The organism is Desulforamulus profundi (genome assembly GCF_002607855.1).
The window spans coordinates 63471-84013 of record NZ_AWQQ01000024.1 but is presented as its reverse complement, the minus strand read 5'-3'; the positions used below and the strand labels follow the sequence as shown (position 1 = coordinate 84013).

The 20543-nt window shown below is 51.3% G+C and carries 26 protein-coding genes, 1 other RNA gene and 4 pseudogenes; 20 read left to right on the top strand and 11 right to left on the bottom strand.

What is annotated here, in order from left to right:
* Positions 1 to 128: 128 nt before the first annotated feature.
* A complete protein-coding gene (locus P378_RS23365) occupies positions 129 to 458 on the bottom strand; it encodes a hypothetical protein (protein WP_338013818.1) in 330 nt (109 codons plus the stop codon).
* A gap of 9 nt (positions 459 to 467) precedes the next feature.
* Between P378_RS23365 and P378_RS03645 the strand changes: the two genes are divergently transcribed.
* From P378_RS03645 to mnmA, 17 genes and pseudogenes are all read left to right on the top strand, one after another.
* Positions 468 to 1202: a molybdopterin-binding protein gene (locus P378_RS03645; RefSeq protein ID WP_338013817.1), complete on the top strand. Its 735-nt coding sequence runs from the start codon at positions 468 to 470 to the stop codon at positions 1200 to 1202.
* Positions 1203 to 1212: 10 nt separating this feature from the next.
* Entirely contained in the window at positions 1213 to 2154 is a 942-nt protein-coding gene (locus P378_RS03640; protein WP_099082311.1) for an XdhC family protein, read from the top strand.
* Positions 2073 to 2273 carry an XdhC family protein gene (locus tag P378_RS03635; protein ID WP_180260967.1) on the top strand — a complete coding sequence of 67 codons (201 nt, stop codon included), beginning with the start codon at positions 2073 to 2075 and terminating at the stop codon, positions 2271 to 2273. The genes P378_RS03640 and P378_RS03635 overlap by 82 nt, the downstream gene beginning before the upstream one ends.
* Positions 2274 to 2341: 68 nt before the next feature.
* Positions 2342 to 3106, top strand: a complete 765-nt coding sequence (gene yqeB / locus P378_RS03630; RefSeq protein ID WP_338013816.1) for a selenium-dependent molybdenum cofactor biosynthesis protein YqeB — start codon at positions 2342 to 2344, stop codon at positions 3104 to 3106.
* Positions 3103 to 3324, top strand: coding sequence for a hypothetical protein (locus P378_RS22725; RefSeq protein WP_180260966.1), 222 nt, complete (start codon positions 3103 to 3105; stop codon positions 3322 to 3324). The genes yqeB and P378_RS22725 overlap by 4 nt, the downstream gene beginning before the upstream one ends.
* Positions 3270 to 3872: a selenium cofactor biosynthesis protein YqeC gene (gene yqeC / locus P378_RS03625; RefSeq protein WP_180260965.1), complete on the top strand. Its 603-nt coding sequence runs from the start codon at positions 3270 to 3272 to the stop codon at positions 3870 to 3872. Before P378_RS22725 ends, yqeC begins: the two co-directional genes overlap by 55 nt.
* Entirely contained in the window at positions 3857 to 4438 is a 582-nt protein-coding gene (locus P378_RS03620) for a nucleotidyltransferase family protein (RefSeq protein ID WP_099082308.1), read from the top strand. Before yqeC ends, P378_RS03620 begins: the two co-directional genes overlap by 16 nt.
* 238 nt (positions 4439 to 4676) lie before the next feature.
* Positions 4677 to 4865: non-coding RNA, 6S RNA (gene ssrS / locus P378_RS03615), on the top strand.
* Between the two features lie 126 nt (positions 4866 to 4991).
* On the top strand, positions 4992 to 5360 hold the full coding sequence (locus tag P378_RS20825; protein ID WP_238472831.1) for a hypothetical protein: 369 nt from the start codon (positions 4992 to 4994) through the stop codon (positions 5358 to 5360).
* Positions 5318 to 6109 (top strand): S1C family serine protease, encoded by a 792-nt coding sequence (locus P378_RS03610; protein WP_238472830.1) that lies wholly within the window; start codon positions 5318 to 5320, stop codon positions 6107 to 6109. Before P378_RS20825 ends, P378_RS03610 begins: the two co-directional genes overlap by 43 nt.
* Before the next feature lie 48 nt (positions 6110 to 6157).
* Complete coding sequence (locus tag P378_RS03605; protein ID WP_099082307.1) at positions 6158 to 6829, top strand: response regulator transcription factor; 672 nt, start codon at positions 6158 to 6160, stop codon at positions 6827 to 6829.
* Positions 6826 to 8283, top strand: a complete 1458-nt coding sequence (locus P378_RS03600; RefSeq protein ID WP_238472829.1) for a sensor histidine kinase — start codon at positions 6826 to 6828, stop codon at positions 8281 to 8283. Before P378_RS03605 ends, P378_RS03600 begins: the two co-directional genes overlap by 4 nt.
* Before the next feature lie 54 nt (positions 8284 to 8337).
* Positions 8338 to 9054, top strand: a complete 717-nt coding sequence (locus tag P378_RS03595; RefSeq protein WP_099082322.1) for a tRNA threonylcarbamoyladenosine dehydratase — start codon at positions 8338 to 8340, stop codon at positions 9052 to 9054.
* Positions 9055 to 9395: 341 nt separating this feature from the next.
* Positions 9396 to 9835: pseudogene (locus P378_RS03590) on the top strand (RrF2 family transcriptional regulator).
* A 28-nt stretch (positions 9836 to 9863) separates the two neighbouring features.
* Positions 9864 to 11105 (top strand): cysteine desulfurase NifS, encoded by a 1242-nt coding sequence (gene nifS, locus P378_RS03585; RefSeq protein WP_099082305.1) that lies wholly within the window; start codon positions 9864 to 9866, stop codon positions 11103 to 11105.
* Positions 11106 to 11132: 27 nt separating this feature from the next.
* A pseudogene (locus tag P378_RS03580) lies at positions 11133 to 11437 on the top strand (iron-sulfur cluster assembly scaffold protein); the annotation flags it as partial.
* 106 nt (positions 11438 to 11543) lie between these two features.
* Positions 11544 to 12610, top strand: a pseudogene (mnmA, locus tag P378_RS03575) (tRNA 2-thiouridine(34) synthase MnmA).
* A 33-nt stretch (positions 12611 to 12643) separates the two neighbouring features.
* On the opposite strand, the gene P378_RS03570 reads toward mnmA, so the two are convergent.
* Positions 12644 to 13291 (bottom strand): glycosyltransferase, encoded by a 648-nt coding sequence (locus P378_RS03570; protein ID WP_180260964.1) that lies wholly within the window; start codon positions 13289 to 13291, stop codon positions 12644 to 12646.
* A 25-nt stretch (positions 13292 to 13316) separates the two neighbouring features.
* The gene (locus P378_RS03565) at positions 13317 to 14006 is read right to left on the bottom strand and encodes a zinc dependent phospholipase C family protein (protein ID WP_099082303.1); all 690 of its coding nucleotides are present in this window, start codon (positions 14004 to 14006) and stop codon (positions 13317 to 13319) included.
* A 674-nt stretch (positions 14007 to 14680) separates the two neighbouring features.
* On the opposite strand from P378_RS03565, the gene P378_RS23360 reads away from it, so the two are divergent.
* A complete protein-coding gene (locus P378_RS23360) occupies positions 14681 to 15097 on the top strand; it encodes an RNA-directed DNA polymerase (protein ID WP_338013815.1) in 417 nt (138 codons plus the stop codon).
* A gap of 5 nt (positions 15098 to 15102) precedes the next feature.
* On the opposite strand, the gene P378_RS23355 is transcribed toward P378_RS23360, so the two are convergent.
* Entirely contained in the window at positions 15103 to 15330 is a 228-nt protein-coding gene (locus P378_RS23355) for a hypothetical protein (RefSeq protein ID WP_338013814.1), read from the bottom strand.
* Between P378_RS23355 and P378_RS23350 the strand changes: the two genes are divergently transcribed.
* Together P378_RS23350 and P378_RS23345 are read left to right on the top strand one after the other, a co-directional pair.
* Positions 15290 to 15757, top strand: coding sequence for a reverse transcriptase domain-containing protein (locus P378_RS23350; RefSeq protein WP_338013822.1), 468 nt, complete (start codon positions 15290 to 15292; stop codon positions 15755 to 15757). The two genes, P378_RS23355 and P378_RS23350, sit on opposite strands and share 41 nt — an antisense overlap.
* The gene (locus P378_RS23345; RefSeq protein ID WP_338013813.1) at positions 15721 to 16011 is read left to right on the top strand and encodes a group II intron maturase-specific domain-containing protein; all 291 of its coding nucleotides are present in this window, start codon (positions 15721 to 15723) and stop codon (positions 16009 to 16011) included. The genes P378_RS23350 and P378_RS23345 overlap by 37 nt, the downstream gene beginning before the upstream one ends.
* A gap of 177 nt (positions 16012 to 16188) precedes the next feature.
* Here P378_RS23345 and P378_RS03555 read toward each other — a convergent pair whose 3' ends face one another.
* The 7 genes and pseudogenes from P378_RS03555 to P378_RS23975 form a co-directional block, all read right to left on the bottom strand.
* Positions 16189 to 17775 (bottom strand): MBL fold metallo-hydrolase, encoded by a 1587-nt coding sequence (locus tag P378_RS03555; RefSeq protein WP_099082302.1) that lies wholly within the window; start codon positions 17773 to 17775, stop codon positions 16189 to 16191.
* Positions 17732 to 18658, bottom strand: coding sequence for a hypothetical protein (locus P378_RS19345; RefSeq protein WP_180260963.1), 927 nt, complete (start codon positions 18656 to 18658; stop codon positions 17732 to 17734). Before P378_RS19345 ends, P378_RS03555 begins: the two co-directional genes overlap by 44 nt.
* Before the next feature lie 26 nt (positions 18659 to 18684).
* A complete protein-coding gene (locus P378_RS19340; protein ID WP_180260962.1) occupies positions 18685 to 19062 on the bottom strand; it encodes a hypothetical protein in 378 nt (125 codons plus the stop codon).
* A 211-nt stretch (positions 19063 to 19273) separates the two neighbouring features.
* The gene (locus P378_RS03545) at positions 19274 to 19543 is read right to left on the bottom strand and encodes a hypothetical protein (protein ID WP_099082301.1); all 270 of its coding nucleotides are present in this window, start codon (positions 19541 to 19543) and stop codon (positions 19274 to 19276) included.
* Entirely contained in the window at positions 19515 to 19745 is a 231-nt protein-coding gene (locus P378_RS03540; protein ID WP_099082300.1) for a hypothetical protein, read from the bottom strand. Before P378_RS03540 ends, P378_RS03545 begins: the two co-directional genes overlap by 29 nt.
* A gap of 400 nt (positions 19746 to 20145) precedes the next feature.
* On the bottom strand, positions 20146 to 20457 hold the full coding sequence (locus P378_RS03530) for a hypothetical protein (RefSeq protein ID WP_238472828.1): 312 nt from the start codon (positions 20455 to 20457) through the stop codon (positions 20146 to 20148).
* Between the two features lie 18 nt (positions 20458 to 20475).
* A pseudogene (locus tag P378_RS23975) lies at positions 20476 to 20538 on the bottom strand (hypothetical protein); the annotation flags it as partial.
* Positions 20539 to 20543: the final 5 nt, after the last annotated feature.

Genomic DNA, 20543 nt, shown 5'->3' with positions numbered 1-20543 from the left:
GTTTCGGCAAAATAAAAGTATAATTGTTTCATAATTTGATCGTGGTAAATACCTGGGTTCAATAAACAAAGTCAAGACAAAGGGGTCTCTATTCAAAGATTGAATACGACCCTGTTTCTTTTTATCCTTTATTTATTCATTATAGTACGAGGTGAGTAGCCATTCGCACGCAAATTATAAAAATAGAAGATGCCGTCGGCAAGATTCTTTACCACGATATCACAAAGATCGTTAAGGATGGATTTAAAGGAGCCGCCTTCAAAAAAGGGCACATCATTCAACCTCAGGATATTCAACAATTTCTTAATCTGGGCAAAGAACATGTCTATGTTCTTGAACTTGAACCGGGTGAAATCCATGAGGACGAGGCCGGCAGCAGGCTGGCCAAGGCAGCTGCCGGGGATGGCGTTACCTTTAGTCAGCCCAGGGAAAGCAAGGTAAATCTGTTTGCGGGGCAAGCAGGTTTGTTGAAAATTAATCTTGAGGCCCTGGAAGCAGTCAATGACCTTCCCGATGTCATATTATCCACACTGCCCAATAACACCGTCGTAAAAGAGGGAGAAATGCTGGCAGGAACCAAAGTGATTCCCCTGGTGGTTCAAGAAGAGGTGCTTTTAGAGGCGGAGAAAATTGCCGCTGAAGCAGGGAGCATCATAAAAGTTCTTCCCTTTTTGGAGAAAAAAATAAGTATTATCATTACAGGAAACGAGGTATACAAAGGGAGAATAAAGGATGCCTTTGGCCCGGTGCTGTCTGAAAAAATCCTTCCCTACGGGTCAAAGGTTTTAGAGGTGGACTATGCACCGGATGATGCTGATGTAATTGCAGAAAAAATTATCCTGTCCGTGGAAAAAGGTGCAGACATCATCCTGGTATCCGGCGGCATGTCGGTGGACCCTGATGATGTAACGCCACTGGGGATCCGGCTTTCAGGGGCGGAGATTGTTAAATACGGTTCCCCGGTATTGCCGGGAGCCATGTTTTTGATGGCCTACCGGGGCAATGTGGCTGTGCTGGGTATGCCGGCCTGCGGCATGTATTTCCGAACCACCGTGCTGGACCTGCTGCTGCCCCTCCTGCTGGTGGGGGAGAGAATCAGCCGCAGGGATATTGTTAAACTGGCCCACGGCGGGCTGTGTCGTTCCTGCCCCCGGTGCCGCTATCCCAACTGCACCTTTGGTATCGGTGTCTCCCAGAAATGAGGTGAGCCGTATGTATCGTGAATTACAGGAGTTCGTGAGTAAAAAGAAACCCATCGCCCTGGCCACAGTGGTTGAGGCAGGGGAAAAAAACAGGGAACTGCCGGGCCAAAAACTGCTGCTGACGGAATCAGAGGTCTTTGGGCCCCTGCAGGACCATCCCATCGGAGCGGAAGTACACCGGCTGGCCGCAGAAGCTCTCAAACAAAGGGGGGTTCATTTCCGACAAATAACCGCTGAAAAAGTCACCGCCGGTATTTTTGTAGAGTGCTATCACCCGGTGGCCCGCCTTCTCATCCTCGGGGGAGGCCATGTGGCCCGGCCCCTGGCGCAGATAGCATCCCTCCTGCAGTATCAAATTACCGTGGTGGACGACCGCCCGACCTTTGCCAACAACCAAAGGTTTCCGGGGGCTGCGGTGGTGTGCGATGAATTTATTCCCGCTTTGCAAAGACAAACCATTGATCCCGCCACAAGTGTTGTCATTGTAACAAGGGGCCACCGGCATGATCTGGCATGCCTGGAGTATGTTTTGCAATTCCAACCGGGTTACGTGGGAATGATCGGCAGCCGCAGGCGGGTAAAACTGGTGAAGGAACACCTGGCCCGCTGCGGCTACCCGGAAGAAAAGGTTAACCGTGTGCACATGCCCATTGGCCTGGCCATTGGGGCGGCAACACCGGAGGAAATTGCCGTCAGCATTGCCGCACAACTGGTAGAAGTGCGCAGGGGACCCGGCGGTGTGCCGACCTCGACAGCGGAAGAATGGGAACTGCTGACCAGGACAATGGAGTATGTAAACCTGGGCCAGCCCGTGGTGGCTGCGACCATCCTACGTACCAGGGGATCAACCCCCGCAAGGCCGGTGCAAAAATGCTGGTACTGCCTGACGGCACCTGCATTGGAACCATTGGGGGAGGCTGCGGGGAAGCGGCGGTGCGCAGGGATGCCTTGATGCTGTTTGATGAAGGCGGGGTTAAGATCAGCAGCGTGTTGCTGGATGCGGGGACGGCGGCGGAAGAGGGCATGGTCTGCGGCGGCGCGATGGACGTATTTCTGGAGAGGTTGGTATAAATGGACATGCTGGTTGTTGTAAAGGGAGCGGGTGACCTGGCTACCGGGGTTGCTCACAGGCTGTACCGGTGCGGCATGCGGGTGGTGATGACGGAGATCCCGCAGCTACCGTGGTGCGGCGCTCTGTGTCCTTTGCCGAAGCGGTCTACGAGACTGCTCACGTGGTTGAAGGGGTTACAGCCCGGTTAGCCCGCAATATCGATCAGGCCGCAGAGGTGCTGCAGAGAGGGGAAATTCCAGTGCTGGTGGATCCGCAAACCAGGGAGGCCCTCCGGTTACGGCCCTCCGTTCTGGTGGATGCGGTAATGGCGAAGAAAAACACCGGCACGCAAATAACCGATGCCCCGCTGGTCATCGGACTGGGACCGGGTTTTACAGCCGGCCTGGATGTCCACGCCGTGATTGAAACCAACCGGGGTCATCATCTGGGGCGGGTCATTGAAAACGGTTGTGCCCAGCCCAATACAGGCATTCCCGGTCCGGTGCAGGGGTACACCCTTGAGCGCCTGGTCCGGGCACCGGTAGACGGCGTATTTCAAGCCTGTGTGGAGATCAACCGTTTCGTGCAGGCCGGGGAACTCCTGGGGTATGTAGGGGATCAACCGGTGCGGGCAGGTATCGCCGGCTTGTTAAGGGGACTCATCCGGGAGGGAACACAGGTGCGCCGGGGACTCAAAATAGGGGATATTGACCCGAGGGGTGAGCCGGAACACGGGTATACCATTTCCGATAAAGCCAGGGCCGTTGCCGGCGGGGTACTGGAAGCCGTTTTTTATTACCGGAAGCAGTGCTGCTCAACCGTTGATGCATACAGTAAGGCGAATGAGTCATGAAATTGATCAATGCCCTTACATTAAAGAATAAAGAAATGATCTGTTTTGTGGGCGCCGGGGGGAAGTCCGGTTTACTGAGCCTGCTGGCCAGGGAATGCGCAGTGACAGGAGCCCGGGTGCTGGTTACCACCAGTACCAAAATGTATTACCGGCAGTTAAAAGATTGCAGCCTCAGGTTGTATTGGAGAAAGAGGAAAACCTGCTGGATAAATTGGTGAAACTTTGTTCTAAGACAAATCTTTTGGCTGCGGGTAAGGGAATCTCCGGCGAACAAAAAGTAGACGGATTAAGCAAAGAATGCCTGGACCAAATCTACCGTTCCGGCCTGTTTGATTATGTTCTGGTGGAAGCAGACGGCTCCCGGGGTAAATCAATGAAAGCTCCGGCAGAACACGAACCGGTACTGCCGTCTTTAGCGACCACGGTTTTGCCTGTGGTAGGGATGGATATACTGGGCTGCCCCTTGACGGAAGAATTTGTACACCGCCCCCACCTGGTTGCCCGGGTAGCAGGTCAAAATACAGGTGAACCCGTTACTGAGACTACCGTAGTAAAGGTCTTCCGGCATTATGAGTTGATAGCAAAACAAGCATCTCCGGGTATTTGCTGGGTGCCGGTCCTGAATAAAATGGATTGTCTGGAGGAGAGGAAGAAAGCCAGGGAACTGGCAATGCAATTATTAAATCCCACCACCCCCAGGGTGCTGCTGACCTCCGCCCTCTCGCACAATCCAGTTCTGGAGGTAATGGAATGGTTTCCGCAGTGATCCTGGCGGCCGGACTTGCCACCCGTATGGGCAGACCCAAGCAGCTTTTGCAGTTGGGTACAAAAACCCTGCTGGAGCATGTGGTGGAAAATGCACTACAATCCAAGGTTGTAGAAACCATTGTTGTGACAGGGGCTTACCGGGAAGAGATAAAACAAAGATTAGCGAGCTATGATGTGAAATTTGCCGATAATCCAAGGTATAAAGAAGGCCAGGGTACATCGGTGGCCACCGGAGCAGCCGCCGTATGTCCGGCAGCCAGGGGCATCTTGTTTTTGCTGGCAGATCAACCTTTCATTTGCCCGCAGATCATCAACCGCATCATTGATACATTTACCGGCACCGGCGCTCTCATTGTAAGAGCCGGCGAGACAGGTCACCCGGTACTCTTTGACAGCACCCTGAAGGAACAACTGGCACAGCTTTCCGGGGACGCCGGCGGGCAGCAGATCATTAAAAAGTACCGGGACCGGTTGGAAACCATTCCTGTCTGCCCCTATTATTTATCAATGGATATCGACACGGAGGAAGATTATAAGTTAGCTCAGGCTATATGGGACGAGTAAAAAGAAAAATGAAAGCCGAAATCTCCGGGCTGAACATTATGTTTAAAACACGCGTATAATTCATCTGCTACGGTCAGTACTGGACCGATGTTTATAATGCTTCATCGTTTCACTTTACATGTCCTTTTTTGTAGTCTTTTGGAAAAATAAGGGTGATAACAGTGGCGGCCGAAGACTTGCGAATTTAATAAGGCTGTGTTAACATAATGATTGAAAATAGTTATTTTTTGAACAATCTATCGCCCTGCTTTGCTCGTGGTATACCTGAAGTTTTGAGCCAACATTGTAGAAAAAGGGAGCCCGGTTTCTCGCAAGGGAATGTAGACCTTACATAGGATAAGGAAACAGGAAGCTGCGGAAGGGCACCCACCTGTTGGAGAACAGGTTCAAAAAACTTTGGGTAAAGACACGGCACGGTGGGGTTTCCTTATGGTTTACATAATATTTTCATGCAAACATCTCTTGACGAGGTGTTTTTTCTTTTCTTTTTAAGGTAATTTTAAGGATCAGCCGTTATGATGATCTTGAAATTACATGCAAGGGAGAGATGTTTATGAAAGTAAGGGCGCAAAAGTTGCAAAAACCTCTTTGTGTTTTATTGGCCAAGACCCTGCTGACGATTCTGCTGGTGGTTGCCGGACTCCACTGGTCAAGCAGCCAGCAGCATTTGATTTCCATCGGGGACAAGCCGGCTGCGGCGGAACAGGGTTTTGTCCGGCCGGCCAATCTGTCGGCAGTGGTCAAACAGACCGCCCCGGCTGTGGTGAAGATTGAGACGGTGGTTCAGTCTAGGGTTGAAACGGACCCCTTTCTCAATGACCCGTTTTTCAGGCAGTTTTTCGGTGCCCAGGGCCTGCCAAGGACCAAGTGCAGACAGGCATGGGTTCCGGTTTTATTGTTTCGGAGGATGGATACATTGTAACCAATCATCACGTCATTGACGGAGCGAGCCAGATCCAGGTGACGCTGGCAACCGACAAAAGTTACCCGGCCAGGGTGGTTGGGGCCGACCGGGAACTGGACTTGGCGGTGTTAAAAATTAATCCCGCAGGAAAACTTCCTACCTTACAATTCGGCAGTTCCGAAAAAATTGAAGTGGGAGATTGGGTGATTGCCATCGGCAATCCCTATGGCCTGGACCATACGGTAACGGTGGGGGTCATCAGCGCCAAGGGCAGGCCGGTAAATATTGAAGACAGGAGGTTCCGCAACCTCCTGCAGACCGACGCTTCCATCAACCCCGGTAACTCCGGCGGGCCGCTGATCAACTTGAACGGTGAAGTGGTGGGGGTCAACACGGCAGTGAACGCAAAGGCCCAGGGGATCGGGTTTGCCATTCCTTCCTCAACGGTGGTTTCGGTTTATAATCAACTAATAACCAAAGGAACCGTTGCCCACCCTTACATCGGAGTCAGCATCCAACCTTCCCGGGACCAAAGGGGTGTGGCGGTGTCCGGAGTGGTGCCGGACAGTCCGGCCATGGCTGTTGGTCTGAAGCCCGGGGACATCATTTTGAAATTTGACGGCAAAGATTTGACCACGCCCCAGGAACTGACGGATGCGGTGAACCGGACCCAACCGGGACAAAAAGTACCGCTGGTGGTTGTCAGGGCTGGACAAAGTAAAGAGGTACAGGTCATAATTGGAGATAAGAGTGCCAGAAGAATTTAACCGGGCCCCGGGCCCGGTTTTCTTAGGATGTAAAGCGAGGGGAATAGAATGGGCGCCAGAATCTTGGTGATCGACGATGACCCCAAAATCACCGCCATGCTGCAAAGGGCCTTGACCTATGAAGGGTACCGGGTGGAGACAGCCAACGACGGGTGTACCGGCCTGAACATGGCCAGAAACAACCCGCCGGAATTGCTGATCTTGGACATCATGCTGCCGGGACTGGATGGTTGGGAAATCTGCCAGCGGTTCCGCAAGGAAAACTTGATCCCTATACTGATCCTCAGCGCCCGGGACGAGGTGGAGAGCAAAGTAAAGGGACTGAATTTGGGAGCAGACGACTATTTGGGCAAGCCCTTTGCCCTGGAAGAACTGCTGGCCCGTATCCAGGCCCTGCTGCGCCGCAAGACCAATGCCGGCAAGGTGATCCAGTTTTCCGACCTCAAAATGGACCTGGAAACCAGAGAAGTACGCCGGGCCGGTAAATCAATCTCTCTCACCTCCAGGGAATTTGACTTGCTGAACCTTCTTTTAAACCATCCCAATCAGGTGTTAACCAGGGACCAGATCATCGACCGGGTCTGGGGCTTGGAATACACCGGGGGCTCCAATGTGGTGGAGGTTTACATAAATATGCTGCGCCAGAAGACCGAGGAACAGGGTCCAAGGCTGATCCACACCGTCCGGGGAGTGGGATATGTTCTGAAGGAGCAGGAATGATGACCATCAGGCTGAAACTTACATTATGGTATAGCGCTGTCGTAAGCTTAACCTTAATTGCCTTCTCCTTTATTCTCTATACGTTTCTTTCCTACAGCATGGTCCAAGAAATTGACAGGGAGTTGACGGGGCGGGCCGTTGGGGTGGCCCGGTCCATCAAAGTGGTGGGAGCCAACTGGTTTCGTCAGCAGCAAATTGTGCTGCCGGATGTAGATGTTTTTGGTTACCCCAATACCTACCTGCAGGTGGTGGATCCCTACGGGCGCTTGGTGGCAAAGTCCAGCAACCTGTCCCACCAGAGTTTGCCCCTCAGCGAAGACACCCTCAAGCGGGGCGCCACCGGGCAGAGTTTTTACGAATGGCTGCAGGTGGGCGACCAGAAAATACGGACTTACAATTACCCTTTAGTGGCGGAGCACCGTGTGGTGGGTCTGCTGCAGGTGGGCCAACCCTTTTCGGGAATCCAGGCGGCCTTGAACAGGCTGAAATGGTTGCTGTGGCTTTTAAGCGGCCTGATGATTTTGGTGGCTGCAACCATCGGCTGGTGGTTGGCCAGAGCCGCCTTGAGACCGGTTGAAGAAATCACAAAAACGGCGGCCCTCATTCGCCAGGACCTCAATCTTCACCAGAGGATTCCCCACCGGGGACCAAACGATGAACTGGGACGACTGTCGGGGACATTAAACGGCATGCTGGACAGTCTGGAAACGGCTTACCGGGAGCTTGAAGAGTCCCATGCCGCCCAAAGGAGATTTGTGGCTGACGTGTCCCACGAATTAAAAACGCCCTTAACAACCATCCGTGGCAATATTGATTTGATACGGAAAATGGGGGATGAACACCCTGCCATACGGCAGGAAGCTCTGGCGGATATTGCCTCCGAGGCCCAGCGCATGAGCCGGCTGGTTTCCGATATGCTGGTGCTGGCCAGGGCGGATGCCGGCCTGACCCTGATCCTGCAGCCCCTGCCCGTTGCCCAAATCATTGAGCAGGTGGGGCGGCAGGCCAAAATCCTGGCCGGGGATGTCCATTTTATAATGAATATTGACGAATGCTGTGACAGGGCCTTTATCATGGCCGACCCTGATTATGTTAAGCAGCTTGTACTTATACTATTGGATAATGCCTTTAAATTTACCCCGCCGGCCGGCACGGTGGAACTGGCGGTTACATGCAGCATGGACGGTGTCCAGGTCCTGGTCAAAGACACCGGCATGGGTATTGAGGGGAGTGAATCAGCTAAGATTTTTGAACGATTCTACCGGTCGGACAAATCCAGGCCGGTGGGAGGAACCGGCCTGGGCTTATCTATTGCCAAATGGATTGCCCAACAACACGGAGCGTCTATAACTGTTGAAAGCGAGCTGCAAAAGGGGAGTGTTTTTAAGGTGACATTTTCTGCTGTCTCAGAAAAGCATGGACAGGAGAACGAGCGTGCCTGCTCAACAATTTAGCCTATTAAAAATAAGGAGGATTCCGTGAATCAGCACAGGTTTTCCAGAACAGCCATGTTAATTGGCCAAGAAGGATTGGCCAAACTGGCAGTCGCCAGGGTTATTGTCTTTGGCGTGGGGGGCGTGGGTTCCTACGTGGTGGAGGCTCTGGCCAGGGCCGGTGTCGGTGAGCTTACGCTGGTGGATTTTGATACGGTGGACATCAGCAACATCAACCGGCAATTGCATGCCCTGGAGAATACCGTTGGCCGGAACAAGGTTGATTTAATGGCGGAAAGGGTCAAGCTCATTAACCACCGGGCCAGGGTCATCCCGTTAAAACAGTTTTATACGCCGGAAAATGGGGAAGAGTTGCTAAAACCGGCATATTCTTATGTGGTGGATGCCATTGATAATGTAACAGGAAAAATTGACATTATTAAAAGATGTTACTTCCGCAACATGCCTGTCATTTCCAGCATGGGAGCCGGCAACAAGCTAGATCCCGCCGCTTTCCGGGTGGCGGATATTTCCGAGACTTCGGTGGACCCGCTGGCCAGGGTGATCCGGCGGGAGTTGAGAAAATTTGCCATCCAAAAGGGGGTCAAGGTGGTTTTCTCCCTGGAACAACCCATCACACCAAAAGTCCAGGTCACCAAGGTGAAGGCGGATCCGTCGGACCCCGGCAGCAGGAGCAATTCCTTTGCTCCCGGCAGCATTTCCTTTGTGCCTGCCGCCGCCGGACTGGTACTGGCCGGAGCGGTGGTGCGGGATATTCTCAATCAAAGGTAACCCGTGGTTTTAATTGACAAAGTCAGCAATGGAAAATTATAATAAAATCGTTCTTTCCGCCCGGCTTTTTATGTGGCGTGACATTGGGGAGAAGCATTTCTAATCATGGAAATTTATCATTGTACATACCTTTTAGGACAATGACTTAAGGTTCAAGAAAATATTGTAGCAAACTTTGCATATTACCACCCCAGTGGTGGTATTTTTTTATAATAGGTTATCTCTGTTTTAAACTTGAGTATTTTAGTCGGATTTAACATTGACATTGGCTCAGGGGCCGTGTTATCATACTCCCAGAAAACCGAGCAGTTTACTTGGAATTGGCAAAGGGGGGATGTTTCTTGCGGCTGTCCACCAAGGGACACTATGGACTTAAGGCGATGTTTGATTTGGCGATGCATTACGGGTCCGAGCCAATCCCCCTGAAGATCGTGGCCGAGCGGCAAGGTATATCCGAGCACTATCTGGAACAGCTTATCGCGGTGTTACGTAAGATCGGTTTGGTGAAAAGTGTCCGGGGAGCCCAGGGGGGGTACATACTGGCCAAGCCTCCTTCGGAAATAAAAGTAGGGGATGTCATCCGAGCCATGGAGGGCCTATTGCCCCGCTGGATTGCGTCAGTGAATATGAACCGGCAGCCTGTGAAAAGGTTGATTACTGTATTTCAAGGGATGTCTGGGCCAGGGTCCGGGACAGCATTGCGGAGGTGCTGGACTCCATTACCCTAGAGGATATGTGCCGGGATGCGCAGAAAGGTCAAATGCACAAATCAGATCTGTAGACAGATAAACGTACAAGGAGGACAATCCATGAGAAAAGTATACTTCGACCACTCGGCAACAACTCCGGTGGACCCGGCTGTCGTGGAAGAAATGATGAAATATTTAACCGAACATTTCGGCAACCCCTCCAGTATTCATGCCTTCGGACGAGAAGCCCGCAAGGCTGTTGAGAAGGCCAGACAGCAGGTGGCCACCGCCATTGGTGCTTCCAGTGTGGGCGAAATTGCCTTTACCGGTACCGGCACCGAAGCCGACAACATGGCCATCCGTGGTGTAGCCTATGCCAACCGGCAAAAGGGAAACCATATTATTACCACTGCAGGTGAACACAGTGCAGTGCTCAATTGCTGTAAGCAATTGGAGCGGGAAGGGTTTTCCGTAACGGTTTTACCGCTGGACCAGTACGGCAGGGTGACCGCCCAGCAGGTGGCGGATGCCATTACCGACAAGACTATCTTAATTAGCATCCTGCATGCCAATAACGAAATTGGCACCATTATGCCCATTAAAGAAATCAGTGAAGTGGCTAGGTCCAAAAAGATTATTTTTCATACCGATGCTGTGCAGAGTGTTGGCAAAATACCGGTCAATGTGGACGATCTGGGAGTGGATTTGCTGACCCTGTCCGGCCATAAAATTTACGGGCCCAAAGGAATCGGGGCCATGTATATTCGTAGAGGAACCTTCTGGCAGCCCATCCTGTTTGGCGGCGGTCAGGAACGCCGCCGGCGGCCCGGCACGGAAAATGTGGCAGGGATCGTTGGATTGGGCAAGGCCGTTGAACTGGCAACCGAAAGAATGCAGGCCGATGCCGAGCGTTTGACCAGGTACCGTGACCGCATTATCTCGGAGGTGCTACAGAAGATTCCCAATACCATCCTGACCGGCCATCCCGAAGAGCGCCTGCCCAACCACGTCAGCTTCTGCTTCCGCTTTATCGAGGGTGAGTCCATGCTCTTAATGCTAGACATGAAGGGAATCGCCATTTCCAGTGGCTCGGCCTGTACTTCCGGCTCCCTGGAACCGTCCCACGTGCTCACCGCCATCGGCCTGTCCAAGGAAGTTGCCCACGGCTCCCTGCGCCTGACCATGGGCAAGGACAATACGGAAGAAGATGTAGAGTACTTCCTGGAGGCGCTGCCTCCCATCATTGAACGTCTGAGAGCCATGTCTCCCTTAAGTGAAGGGTGCAACCCCTGTGCCTGCAGCACTTGTACCGTTCACGACGAAGACCACCATGACCACGGTGAATCTGAAGAGGAATTTTAAAGAATAATAAGGGAATGAGGTATCTTTATGTACAGTGAAAAGGTAATGGATCATTTCACCAACCCCCGCAATGTGGGAGAGATTGAAAACCCGGACGGTGCAGGCCAGGTGGGCAATCCCAGCTGCGGCGACATCATGAAAATTACCCTTAAGGTTGAAGATAACATTATTAAGGACATCAAATTTAAAACCTTCGGCTGCGGCGCAGCGGTGGCCACCAGCAGTATGGTAACAGAAATGGCCCTGGGCAAAACCCTTGACGAAGCGTTGAAAATCACCAATAAGAGCGTGGCCGAAGCCTGGAGGGACTGCCCCCGGCCAAAATGCACTGTTCCAACCTGGCGGCCGATGCTTTAAAAGCGGCCATTGAGGACTATTTGAAAAAACAAAATGCGTAGGTGAAGCCTTTTGGCAACCAAAAAGAAAGTCATTGCAGCCATGAGCGGCGGGGTGGACAGTTCTGTCACCGCCGCCCTTTTACAGCAGCAGGGGTACGAGGTTGTCGGAGTAACCATGCAAATCTGGGACCCGGATGTCACCGTGGTGGACGATGACTATGTGGGATGCTGCTCCCTCACTGCGGTGGATGATGCCCGGCGGGTGGCAGACGTCCTGGGCATCCCCTATTATGTATTAAACTTTAGAGATTTGTTTACCGAAAAAGTCATTCAATATTTTGTAGATGAGTATTTCCGGGGGCGGACCCCCAACCCTGTATCGCTTGCAACCGGTATATCAAATTCGAGGCGCTGCTGCAAAAGGCCCGCCAGATGGGGTTCGACTACATCGCCACCGGGCACTATGCCAGACTGGGCTACAGTGAGGAATACGGCCGCTATACCGTACGCAAGGCGCGGGATGAGAGAAAGGACCAGACCTACGTACTGTACGGTTTTACCCAGGATCAAATTGCCCACACCCTGATGCCCCTGGCTGAGTATACCAAGGAGCAGGTGCGGGACATGGCTCAAAGGTGGGGATTGCCCACCTACTCCAAGCCCGAGAGCCAGGAAATCTGCTTTGTGCACGACAACAACTACCGCAATTTCCTGGATGAGCGTTCCCAGGGCGGCATTGAACCGGGTGCTTTCCTGGACCTGCAGGGAAATGTCATCGGCCAGCATAAGGGGATTCCCTTTTATACCATCGGCCAGCGCAGAGGTCTTGGCCTGGCCACCGGAGAAAGAATTTACGTGGTGGATATCGATGTGGACAGGAACGCCGTCATTGTCGGCCCGGAAGAGGCCATTTGGGGCACCCGGTTGGTGGCTTCGGACAACAACTTTATCTTATTCGATAAGCTAACCGGCCCCAGGGAAGTGGAAGCCCAGGTCCGGTACAACAGCAAACCCTCCCCGGCCATCATCGAGCCCGTGGAAGAAGGGCTGGTGAAAGTGACTTTCAAGTATCCCCAGCGGTCCATCACCCCCGGCCAGGCGGTTGTCTACTACCAGGGTGACTATCTGGTGGGTGGGGGCACCATTGAAAAGACAATGAATAAATAGCAACTGCCACATTGGCGAACAAACCCCTGCAGTTCAGTCCTGCAGGGGTTTCGCTTTGGGGGGCTTAACCGAGATCCAATTATGCACTGGCCGGAGGTTTCTGTAGGTCAGGACATACAGATAACCGTTGACGGTTGTCACGCCGTTGTGGTGGTGAATGCCCCGCCCCCAGATGGCCAGATTTTGGATTCCTTTTTTCTCCAGCAGTTGCAGGGTAGACCGGGAGGGACAGTAATTTTTATGACACTGGCTATGAAACCAGCGCAGGTATTTCCAGGCCCAGGTAGAGAAGAGGCCTAACTTGTAATAGGAGAGATACTGGGGGAAATTTATTGTGTAGGAACTAACCACGGGAATGCCGGCAGAGGAGGCGTACTTTAAACCGATGAGGCCCATGGAAAACTCGGTGGCCAGGTGAACAATGTCCGGTTTGAAAAATTCAAGCTGGTTGCAGATTTCGGAATAACTGGGCAGGGCTATTTTACATTCCCGGTAAAGGGGTAAATCAAGACCCGGCGCAAAATAAACGGGATAGCCGTGATCTCCCGCCAGGCCGGTATCCGGCGCCAGAACCATACAGGGAATTTCCTGCTTGGTCAAAGCATCCGCCAGACGCCCGATGGTCCGGGCCACTCCGTTCACCTGGGGAATAAAGGTATCTGTAAAAATGGCTACCTTCAATGGGGGTTCCCCTTTCTTACAGATTTTAGAGTTGGTTATAAAAATGCAATAAAAAACCGGCAGTGGTATGCTGAGCCCTGGGTAACAAGATGGTGGTTGCCCGGTGGTAGTCATCCGGCAACCCCTGGTTGACCAGGGAATAATACTGCTTAGCGATTTTTGCGTTCTCTGCTATCCATTCTTCCGGTTGATCAGAAATACCATAGATGCCGCCCTTTTCTGTCAGGTAATTAAATTTTCTTTTTTCGGCCCAACTTTCAAAGTCCACGTGACCGCTGAAGATCCTGCAGGAGGCATGATGGGGAGCACAGACATCCTGCACCAGGTGGAGGGCGGCCCCCAGATAAAACATTGCCCGGGCATGTTTTTTGTTTTGCCAGAGTCTTAAGGCCTTGTGATAAAATTCTTTGCATTTTTCTGCTGCGCTGGGCCAGTGCCACATACCGGACTTGGTATCCGGGTCGTAAAGGTGGCAGGTGCTTTGCAGACCGTTATCAACCCATACCACGCCGCTGTCCAACTGGTCAGCAAACATGTTAAAGAATTGCGCCGCTTGCCTGTGGCCGTCATTCATCAGTACCTGGCGGGCCTGCTGGTTGATAAACGGGTGCGTACTGCTGGTGCCTCTGACCCATTCAACGGGAATGGGAAAGGAAGAGATATATTTTGTAGCGGTGGAAACGGACCAACTGAACATGGCTGTAACGTCTAACATATCACACCCCACAAAACCGTTTTTTTCATTATAAATCGCCTTTGTAAAGCGGATACTAAGGATATATTAAGCCAGGAAAGGACTTTGCTAAGACTTTGTAAAAATTGCCGGACACCGGCGCAAATGCATCTTTGAAGGTACATGGCAAAAAGGCAAAAACAAAAAGGTACCTGGTAGTGCGGCTGAGCAATGTCGCTGAATGTAGTGGGTGGGAATCCCACCGGGTAGGGTTTAGCCAGCCGCCCGTAGCTAGTCTTGGAACCGATAGGGTAACCTAAAGGTTTAAGCGTAGACAAGCAAGTTAGCGGGCCGAAAGCACAAGCTGAAGGAACTGAGCCCCGAAATACCTATAAAATTGGGAAGGCTGATGCTGTTGCCAGAGCAGAAAGCAACATTTCGGCAATCATTATGGCGAGATTGACGGAACTTTCCCGGGGTCGGAGACCTCGGCACGTTAAACACTGACATGCAGCGGTAACTCAGGAGATCCTATCCGCTCTTCGTAAGGAGTATGACCGATCAAGCGATAAAAAAGTGAGGGAGTCAAAAGGCGGATAGGGAGTCGGATCACCGAATAGTACCAATGATGCAGGGTAATGCCTGTGGAGGAAAGGCGGTGACATATCAACGACCTTGTTGGAGACACATTGACTACACACAGAGGTAGGGAACTAATGGAAACGAAACTTGCAAGGATAGCAGAAATAGCCAAAGAACGGCCGGAAGAGCGCTTTACATCGCTTGCTCATCTTGTCAATGAAACTATGCTCACCAATTGTCACCTTGAGCTGGAAAAGCGCAAGGCGCCCGGTGTAGATGGGGTTACCAAGGAGGAATATGGCCGGAACCTGTTGCAAAACATCCGCGACCTGGTGGAGCGAATGAAAAGACAGGCCTATAAGCCGCAACCTGTGAAGCGTACCTTCATCCCTAAGCTTGGTACGGACAAAACCAGACCGCTCGGCATTCCCGCCTACGAGGACAAATTAGTGCAAAAGGCACTGTCCAAGATACTCAATACCATATACGAAGCCGAATTCTTGGACTGCTCCTTCGGATTCAGACCCAATCGAGGATGCCATGACGCCTGAAAGTCCTAAACCGTATCATCGAAACAAAGAACATTAACTACATTGTAGATGCTGACATCCGTGGCTTTTTCGACCATGTCGACCACCAATGGCTGATGAAATTTGTCGGGCACCGGATTGCCGACCCAAACATCCACCGGCTCATTGTCCGGTTTCTCAAGGCTGGAGTCATAGAAGCAGGGATGGTTTACGATACCCCCGAAGGAACGCCGCAGTGGAGTAGTATCCCCCATACTGGCGAATGTCTACCTGCACTACGCGCTTGATCTGTGGTTTGAGAAAGTAGTACGGAGAGCATGTCGGGGAGATGCGTATATGGTACGGTATTGTGATGATTTCGTCTGTTGCTTCCAGTATGAGGATGAAGCCAAGGCTTTCTACCGGACACTGGTTACCAGGCTGGGGCGCTTCAACCTGGAGATTGCCGAAGAAAAGACGAAAATCATTCGTTCGGACGAAACGCAGCTGCTAAGTGTAAAGGGCAGGATAGGAATAAACCGGAAACGTTCGACTTTCTCGGCTTCACCCACTATTGCGGCAAAAGCCGGGATGGGCGGTTCAGAGTCAAACGCAAGACTAGTCGGAAAAAGTACAAAGCAAGCCTTCTCCGGTGCAAAGAATGGTTGCGTAAGAACCGGAGCACGCCAGTCAAGGAACTGATGGACACGCTGCAGAGTAAACTGCGCGGATACTACCAGTACTACGGTGTCACCGACAATTATTCTATGATGGATAAATTCCGGGACAAAGTCAGGCGGTTGTTATTCAAATGGCTGAACCGGCGCAGTCAGCGAAGAAGTTTTGACTGGGGTAAATTCGTCTTATTCCTTAAAAGATATCCTATTCCTCGGCCCAAAACCTATGTTAACATCTACAAGCTTAAAACAGAAATTGGCTATATCTGTAAATGTTGATATGAGGAGCCGTGTGCGTTAATCGCGCCAGCACGGTTCTGTGAGGGGTGCGTGCTCAATTCAGCCATGGAGCAAATATTGTGACACTCCCAGAGGAAACGGGGAGAAACCGGGAAAACAAAGTGCTCCTAAAGCTGGAGAGACGCGCATCTACTCGACCCCACGCCCGCTCTTCGTCTACCGGTTTAACCACCTGGCCGGGTAGTAATCGCCGTGGCCCGGCGCAACAATCGCCCCGCGGTTTCGTTCGTACAACTCGGCATCAAGGCCAAGCACGATCTCCTTCAGTGCCTGCATTTCCCGGCGGAAAAGAAGGGAGTTGGTGTTAGTGCTTGTCATCATAAACTTCGGCAGGTTAAGAAATTCCCGTTCCTCTGGCCCCAGGCTCGCAAGGAGCATGAGGTAGTCACCCGTGAAAATGAGCCCCGATTCAACACCGATAAAGAAAACCTGGCCGGGAATATGGCCGCCCATGCTTTCCAGTACTTTAAAGGTCTGGCCGCCCACTGTGAAAGTGTCGATAACCCGGAGACCGTTCAAACGACCGAGGTCGCCGGTGCCGTACGCTTCCCACGCGGACGGCGCAGCAGACTTCGTAAAGGTATTAACCAGCACCGTGAAGTAGTGGTTCAACCCGGCGAGCGGCGAACCACTCCCCCACGCCCGGTTTTCGTTTTCCAGTATGCCGCAGGCATCGGGGTGGAGGAAGACACGGCTACCGAACTCGGAAGCGAAATAACCGCTCAAGCCCGCGTGATCCGCATCGGCGTGACTAAGGTAGATGCGACGTATACGCGCGGGGTCCAACCCGTTTTCCCGCAACATCCGCTTCACGTCTTCGTAGTAGACCCCGTACCCGCCGTCTACCATGACCACTTCTTCGTCACTTTGCAGCATGTAGATGTTCCCTCCGGTCGGAAGACGAAAGGCATGGAAGACGATACTTCCAAGGGGAAGCGCCGGGAGCCGCCGGTAGGAAAAACCGGGCCCGGTCCTGCACAGGGATGTTGAAGCGAAGGCCAGCACATTAGTGAAAACCTTACCGGCTTCGAGATTCTTGCCCGCCTCCCTGCTAAACCTGGCCAGCGCCTCGGACATGCGCTGGGACGACTCTACGACCTTCTTCAGGCGATCGATGTCCTCCGTCCCAAGGAGCCGCTTCAGCCTGAAAAAAAACCGCTCTACGAGATTGAGGCCGATGACGTTTTCTGTTTCTTCCTGCTCCGTGCCCTGGTACTCTAGGCTGTAATAATACCCGTGTTCATTGAGGTCTTTCAGGAGCTCATCTATCTCCCGAGCACTCCGGGTAGCGAGGGAAACTGTAGCTGTCACCTCGGAAACGGCCTCGTTATATGCCATATAAATGACATTGGCCCCGTGGTTCCGAAGCAGGGCGGCGAATGCTGCCAACGAACCCGGCCGGTGCTGGAGATGCCCCTTCAATTTGAGAATGTTCTGGGTATCGAGCACACCAAGTTCAAGGACCGACGCATGGGATTCCTCGTCGAGCATCCCTTGCTCGTTCAGTTTCCGGCAAACATTCTGTAAGGACTGGAGGTCGTTACTTTTTCCCTCTACAAGCACCCGGTTGGGATGCTCCGACCGGTTATAGTGAAAAGAGGTGATATTGACGTTGTGGCTGGCGAAAATGCTAGCCAGCGCCGCCAATGAACCAGGTCGGTCGGCCACAAAGACCATCACTTTGCATAAGTAATCTTCGTTACCGGACACGGAGCGGTAAATGTGGAACAGGTTGCTGCACATAATGACCCCCCGGAAAATAACGGATTTTTACAGAGTAAATTCTTCCGGTGACATGATATTTTTGGGGTGAGTGAATTCGTAAGATCCGCAACAACTTGCGGCTTAAGTCCGTACCTTTGGTCTTTATGAAAAGCTTCTTTCTTTCGATCTCGACTTCCGCGAAGTTCATCGCATTTAACGCCTCGCGGATCTTTGACCCCAGGTGCTGGCACCCAGCATCACAACCGGCGCAGCAAACATAGCAGAAGTCCATCAACTCGGCGTACTGCACATTGGCATAATATGGCGGATCGGTCAAGACCGCATCGAGGGAGCCGGGGGGCAAATCAGAAAAAGTTGAACTGCAGCAATGAAGCTCAATATTCCTTTTCTCCGGCATATCGGAAGTGTAAGGTCTATCGCCAATCCATTCGCCTTTGATTGGCACCTGTACTTTGCGCCCGCCTTGGTGCCGGATCTCAAATGGGCTTTCACAGTAGGCCTTGGCACGTTCGTACTTTGCAATAATGTTTAACCAGCCACCGCTGCCGACATTTGACCCCTTGTAACCGTTAGGTATGCCCAGCAGGTTGGACTCACACTGAACCAGGCCGACCGGAAAACCATGCACTGAAAAGATATCCAGGGACTTCAAGGCCATTGTATCGTAACGGCAAAGCATGTTCTGGTAGCGAAGCAGGTCGGATAAGTTTGTTGCCAGCGCACTGCGGATTTTATCATCTGGATGCCTGGCAATGGCCCGGCAGCTCAATTCCAGCCCCAGTAATTGACGGTCGTTAAACATCTCGCGGTAGCGCCGGTACCCCCACCGGTGAAGGTGGTCGGTTTCATCACCGGGCGGGATTTCATCGTCAGGTATATAGCTCGCAGTTAACTGAGCCAATGCCCCGGAAGCTTCCTCGTACTTCGCTATATCCCCGGCGTCTGGTTTTTAAAAAACCTGCCTTGATGATTGGGTTTACAGGCAGGACAGTAGTATTCTATCGCCACCATGCGGTGCCGGGGTACACCATTTGAAGCATCCGGATAAGTATTGATTTTACCGCAGTAAGGGCATTGACAGCGGTTGCGGTTCGCCGGCCCGTTGATTTTTAATTCCTCGCCGCAATCATGACAAATCCCTAGGTATTTCCGGTCTTCCACTTCATTCAACTGGCCGCAGGCGGAACAGATAACGACATTTTTAGGATGGCGCCGGTTTGCGGCAAGCAAATAGCCGGGGAATAAATCAAAAGTCTCCCCGCAACCGCCACAGCACTTTGTGATTTTATTAAAAGAAAGGCCCATTCCCGATCTGCTGAAGATTTCCAATACACTGCCGCTCTGACCCGGTCAAGAATCAAGTCTTCGATGCCAATAACATAAACGTGATAACTTTCTTCCACAGTGACTTGCATGATCCTGTCAAGTGAGCCGGCCAGGACATCGTCCGGTATTTCTATTGGGAGTCCTAAATCTTCATGATACCAATGCCTGTTGCCTTGCGACTTTTTAAAACCTAAAAGAGTAAGAATTTCCTGGCAAATTCACGGCCACTTACGACTAAATCTACATCAACTGTGGTATAGTGACCAAGGGTATAAATCTCTACTGCATGGCCACCTACAATAATTGGACGGATACCCATTTTTTCCAGAAGGTATGTAAGGTAGCTGACGACCTTAATGTTTCTCTGGAATGTTTCCATTGGCTGTTCTTGAATGCCAGCTATCTTTTCTTTAATAAGTTGTACATCAGCCTCAGAAATAAAATCTCCAACTTCTACCATTCTTTATCAAAATCCCTTCGCTTTGATAGCGTTTTACTTTGGCCATGATGGATCTGGCTAACAAGTTTATCTCCACGGGATCTCTTTCTTTTTTATTTATCCGTTCCTCTTTAGGCAGACGGGTATAGGTTGAAAGTTGTATTTTTAATGTTTTCCTTTTTTTGTCTTTATTTACTAGTTCGTCAATGCTTACACGTTTCATAACAATCACCTTACATTTATTATATACTCAACTCAACTTTCGCATACTGAAAACTGAAAAGTTGAGAGAAGAAATTCAAAGAAAAATAATAAATTCCTACAACTCCCCTTCGCCTTTTTAGCTCCCAGGATCAAAGCCGTACCAGCGTTGGTCAGGATAATATCACCAACGATCTCTTTAAACGGACGGGACAGACTGTAATATTTGTAGACAGCGGTTTTTAAGGTTATCGCAGGTAATACTGTGGGGCACACCGCCAAAGAAGTTGAAGACCTCCAGCAGTTCCATGGGTTTATGTAATGTACTTGCTCAAGGCCGCTTAACTATCTGGGGCGGGGCCAGTGGACAGAACTATTCTTCTTTTGGCTTCAATAGAATCTCATTTAGTTCTTCCACCGTCTTACAAAACCCGGATTAAATTATTCTCTATGCAAACACTGTATAATAAATCTTTGACCTGACCATTTTCAAAACCAACCCGAAAGGTGCCCTTACCCCTGTTGATGGAAATAACTTTACCTACCCCAAATTTCTTGTGATCGATAAATACCCCTGCGGCAAGTTGCTTATCCCCTTGAACACCCTCTGTCTTAAGGTCTGGCTGAAGAATTTGCCTGACTTCCTTAACAAAGCGTGATTCATCTACCTTCGCCTGCTGATACTCTTCTACAGTTAATAAAGACAACTCTTGGATCGCTCTGGTCATTCCCACATAGAATAATCTTCGTTCCTCTTCCAGACTGTCCTCGTTGCCCTTTTTGATACTTTCTGCCCCTGGGATTATCCCTTCCACCAAAT

Excerpts from the sequence above, each read along its gene's own strand:
- P378_RS03595 (WP_099082322.1), top strand. The coding sequence starts at position 8,338 with ATGTTAATTGGCCAAGAAGGATTGGCCAAACTGGCAGTCGCCAGGGTT.
- P378_RS03540 (WP_099082300.1), bottom strand. The coding sequence starts at position 19,745 with ATGAAACGTGTAAGCATTGACGAACTAGTAAATAAAGACAAAAAAAGG.
- P378_RS03600 (WP_238472829.1), top strand. The coding sequence starts at position 6,826 with ATGATGACCATCAGGCTGAAACTTACATTATGGTATAGCGCTGTCGTA.
- P378_RS03605 (WP_099082307.1), top strand. The coding sequence starts at position 6,158 with ATGGGCGCCAGAATCTTGGTGATCGACGATGACCCCAAAATCACCGCC.
- P378_RS03635 (WP_180260967.1), top strand. The coding sequence starts at position 2,073 with ATGCTGGTACTGCCTGACGGCACCTGCATTGGAACCATTGGGGGAGGC.
- P378_RS23360 (WP_338013815.1), top strand. The coding sequence starts at position 14,681 with ATGGAAACGAAACTTGCAAGGATAGCAGAAATAGCCAAAGAACGGCCG.
- P378_RS03620 (WP_099082308.1), top strand. The coding sequence starts at position 3,857 with ATGGTTTCCGCAGTGATCCTGGCGGCCGGACTTGCCACCCGTATGGGC.
- P378_RS03555 (WP_099082302.1), bottom strand. The coding sequence starts at position 17,775 with ATGTGCAGCAACCTGTTCCACATTTACCGCTCCGTGTCCGGTAACGAA.
- nifS (WP_099082305.1), top strand. The coding sequence starts at position 9,864 with ATGAGAAAAGTATACTTCGACCACTCGGCAACAACTCCGGTGGACCCG.
- P378_RS23355 (WP_338013814.1), bottom strand. The coding sequence starts at position 15,330 with ATGGGGGATACTACTCCACTGCGGCGTTCCTTCGGGGGTATCGTAAAC.
- P378_RS19340 (WP_180260962.1), bottom strand. The coding sequence starts at position 19,062 with ATGGGCCTTTCTTTTAATAAAATCACAAAGTGCTGTGGCGGTTGCGGG.
- P378_RS03565 (WP_099082303.1), bottom strand. The coding sequence starts at position 14,006 with ATGTTAGACGTTACAGCCATGTTCAGTTGGTCCGTTTCCACCGCTACA.
- P378_RS03610 (WP_238472830.1), top strand. The coding sequence starts at position 5,318 with ATGGGTTCCGGTTTTATTGTTTCGGAGGATGGATACATTGTAACCAAT.
- P378_RS20825 (WP_238472831.1), top strand. The coding sequence starts at position 4,992 with ATGAAAGTAAGGGCGCAAAAGTTGCAAAAACCTCTTTGTGTTTTATTG.
- P378_RS03545 (WP_099082301.1), bottom strand. The coding sequence starts at position 19,543 with ATGGTAGAAGTTGGAGATTTTATTTCTGAGGCTGATGTACAACTTATT.
- P378_RS03640 (WP_099082311.1), top strand. The coding sequence starts at position 1,213 with ATGTATCGTGAATTACAGGAGTTCGTGAGTAAAAAGAAACCCATCGCC.
- P378_RS22725 (WP_180260966.1), top strand. The coding sequence starts at position 3,103 with ATGAAATTGATCAATGCCCTTACATTAAAGAATAAAGAAATGATCTGT.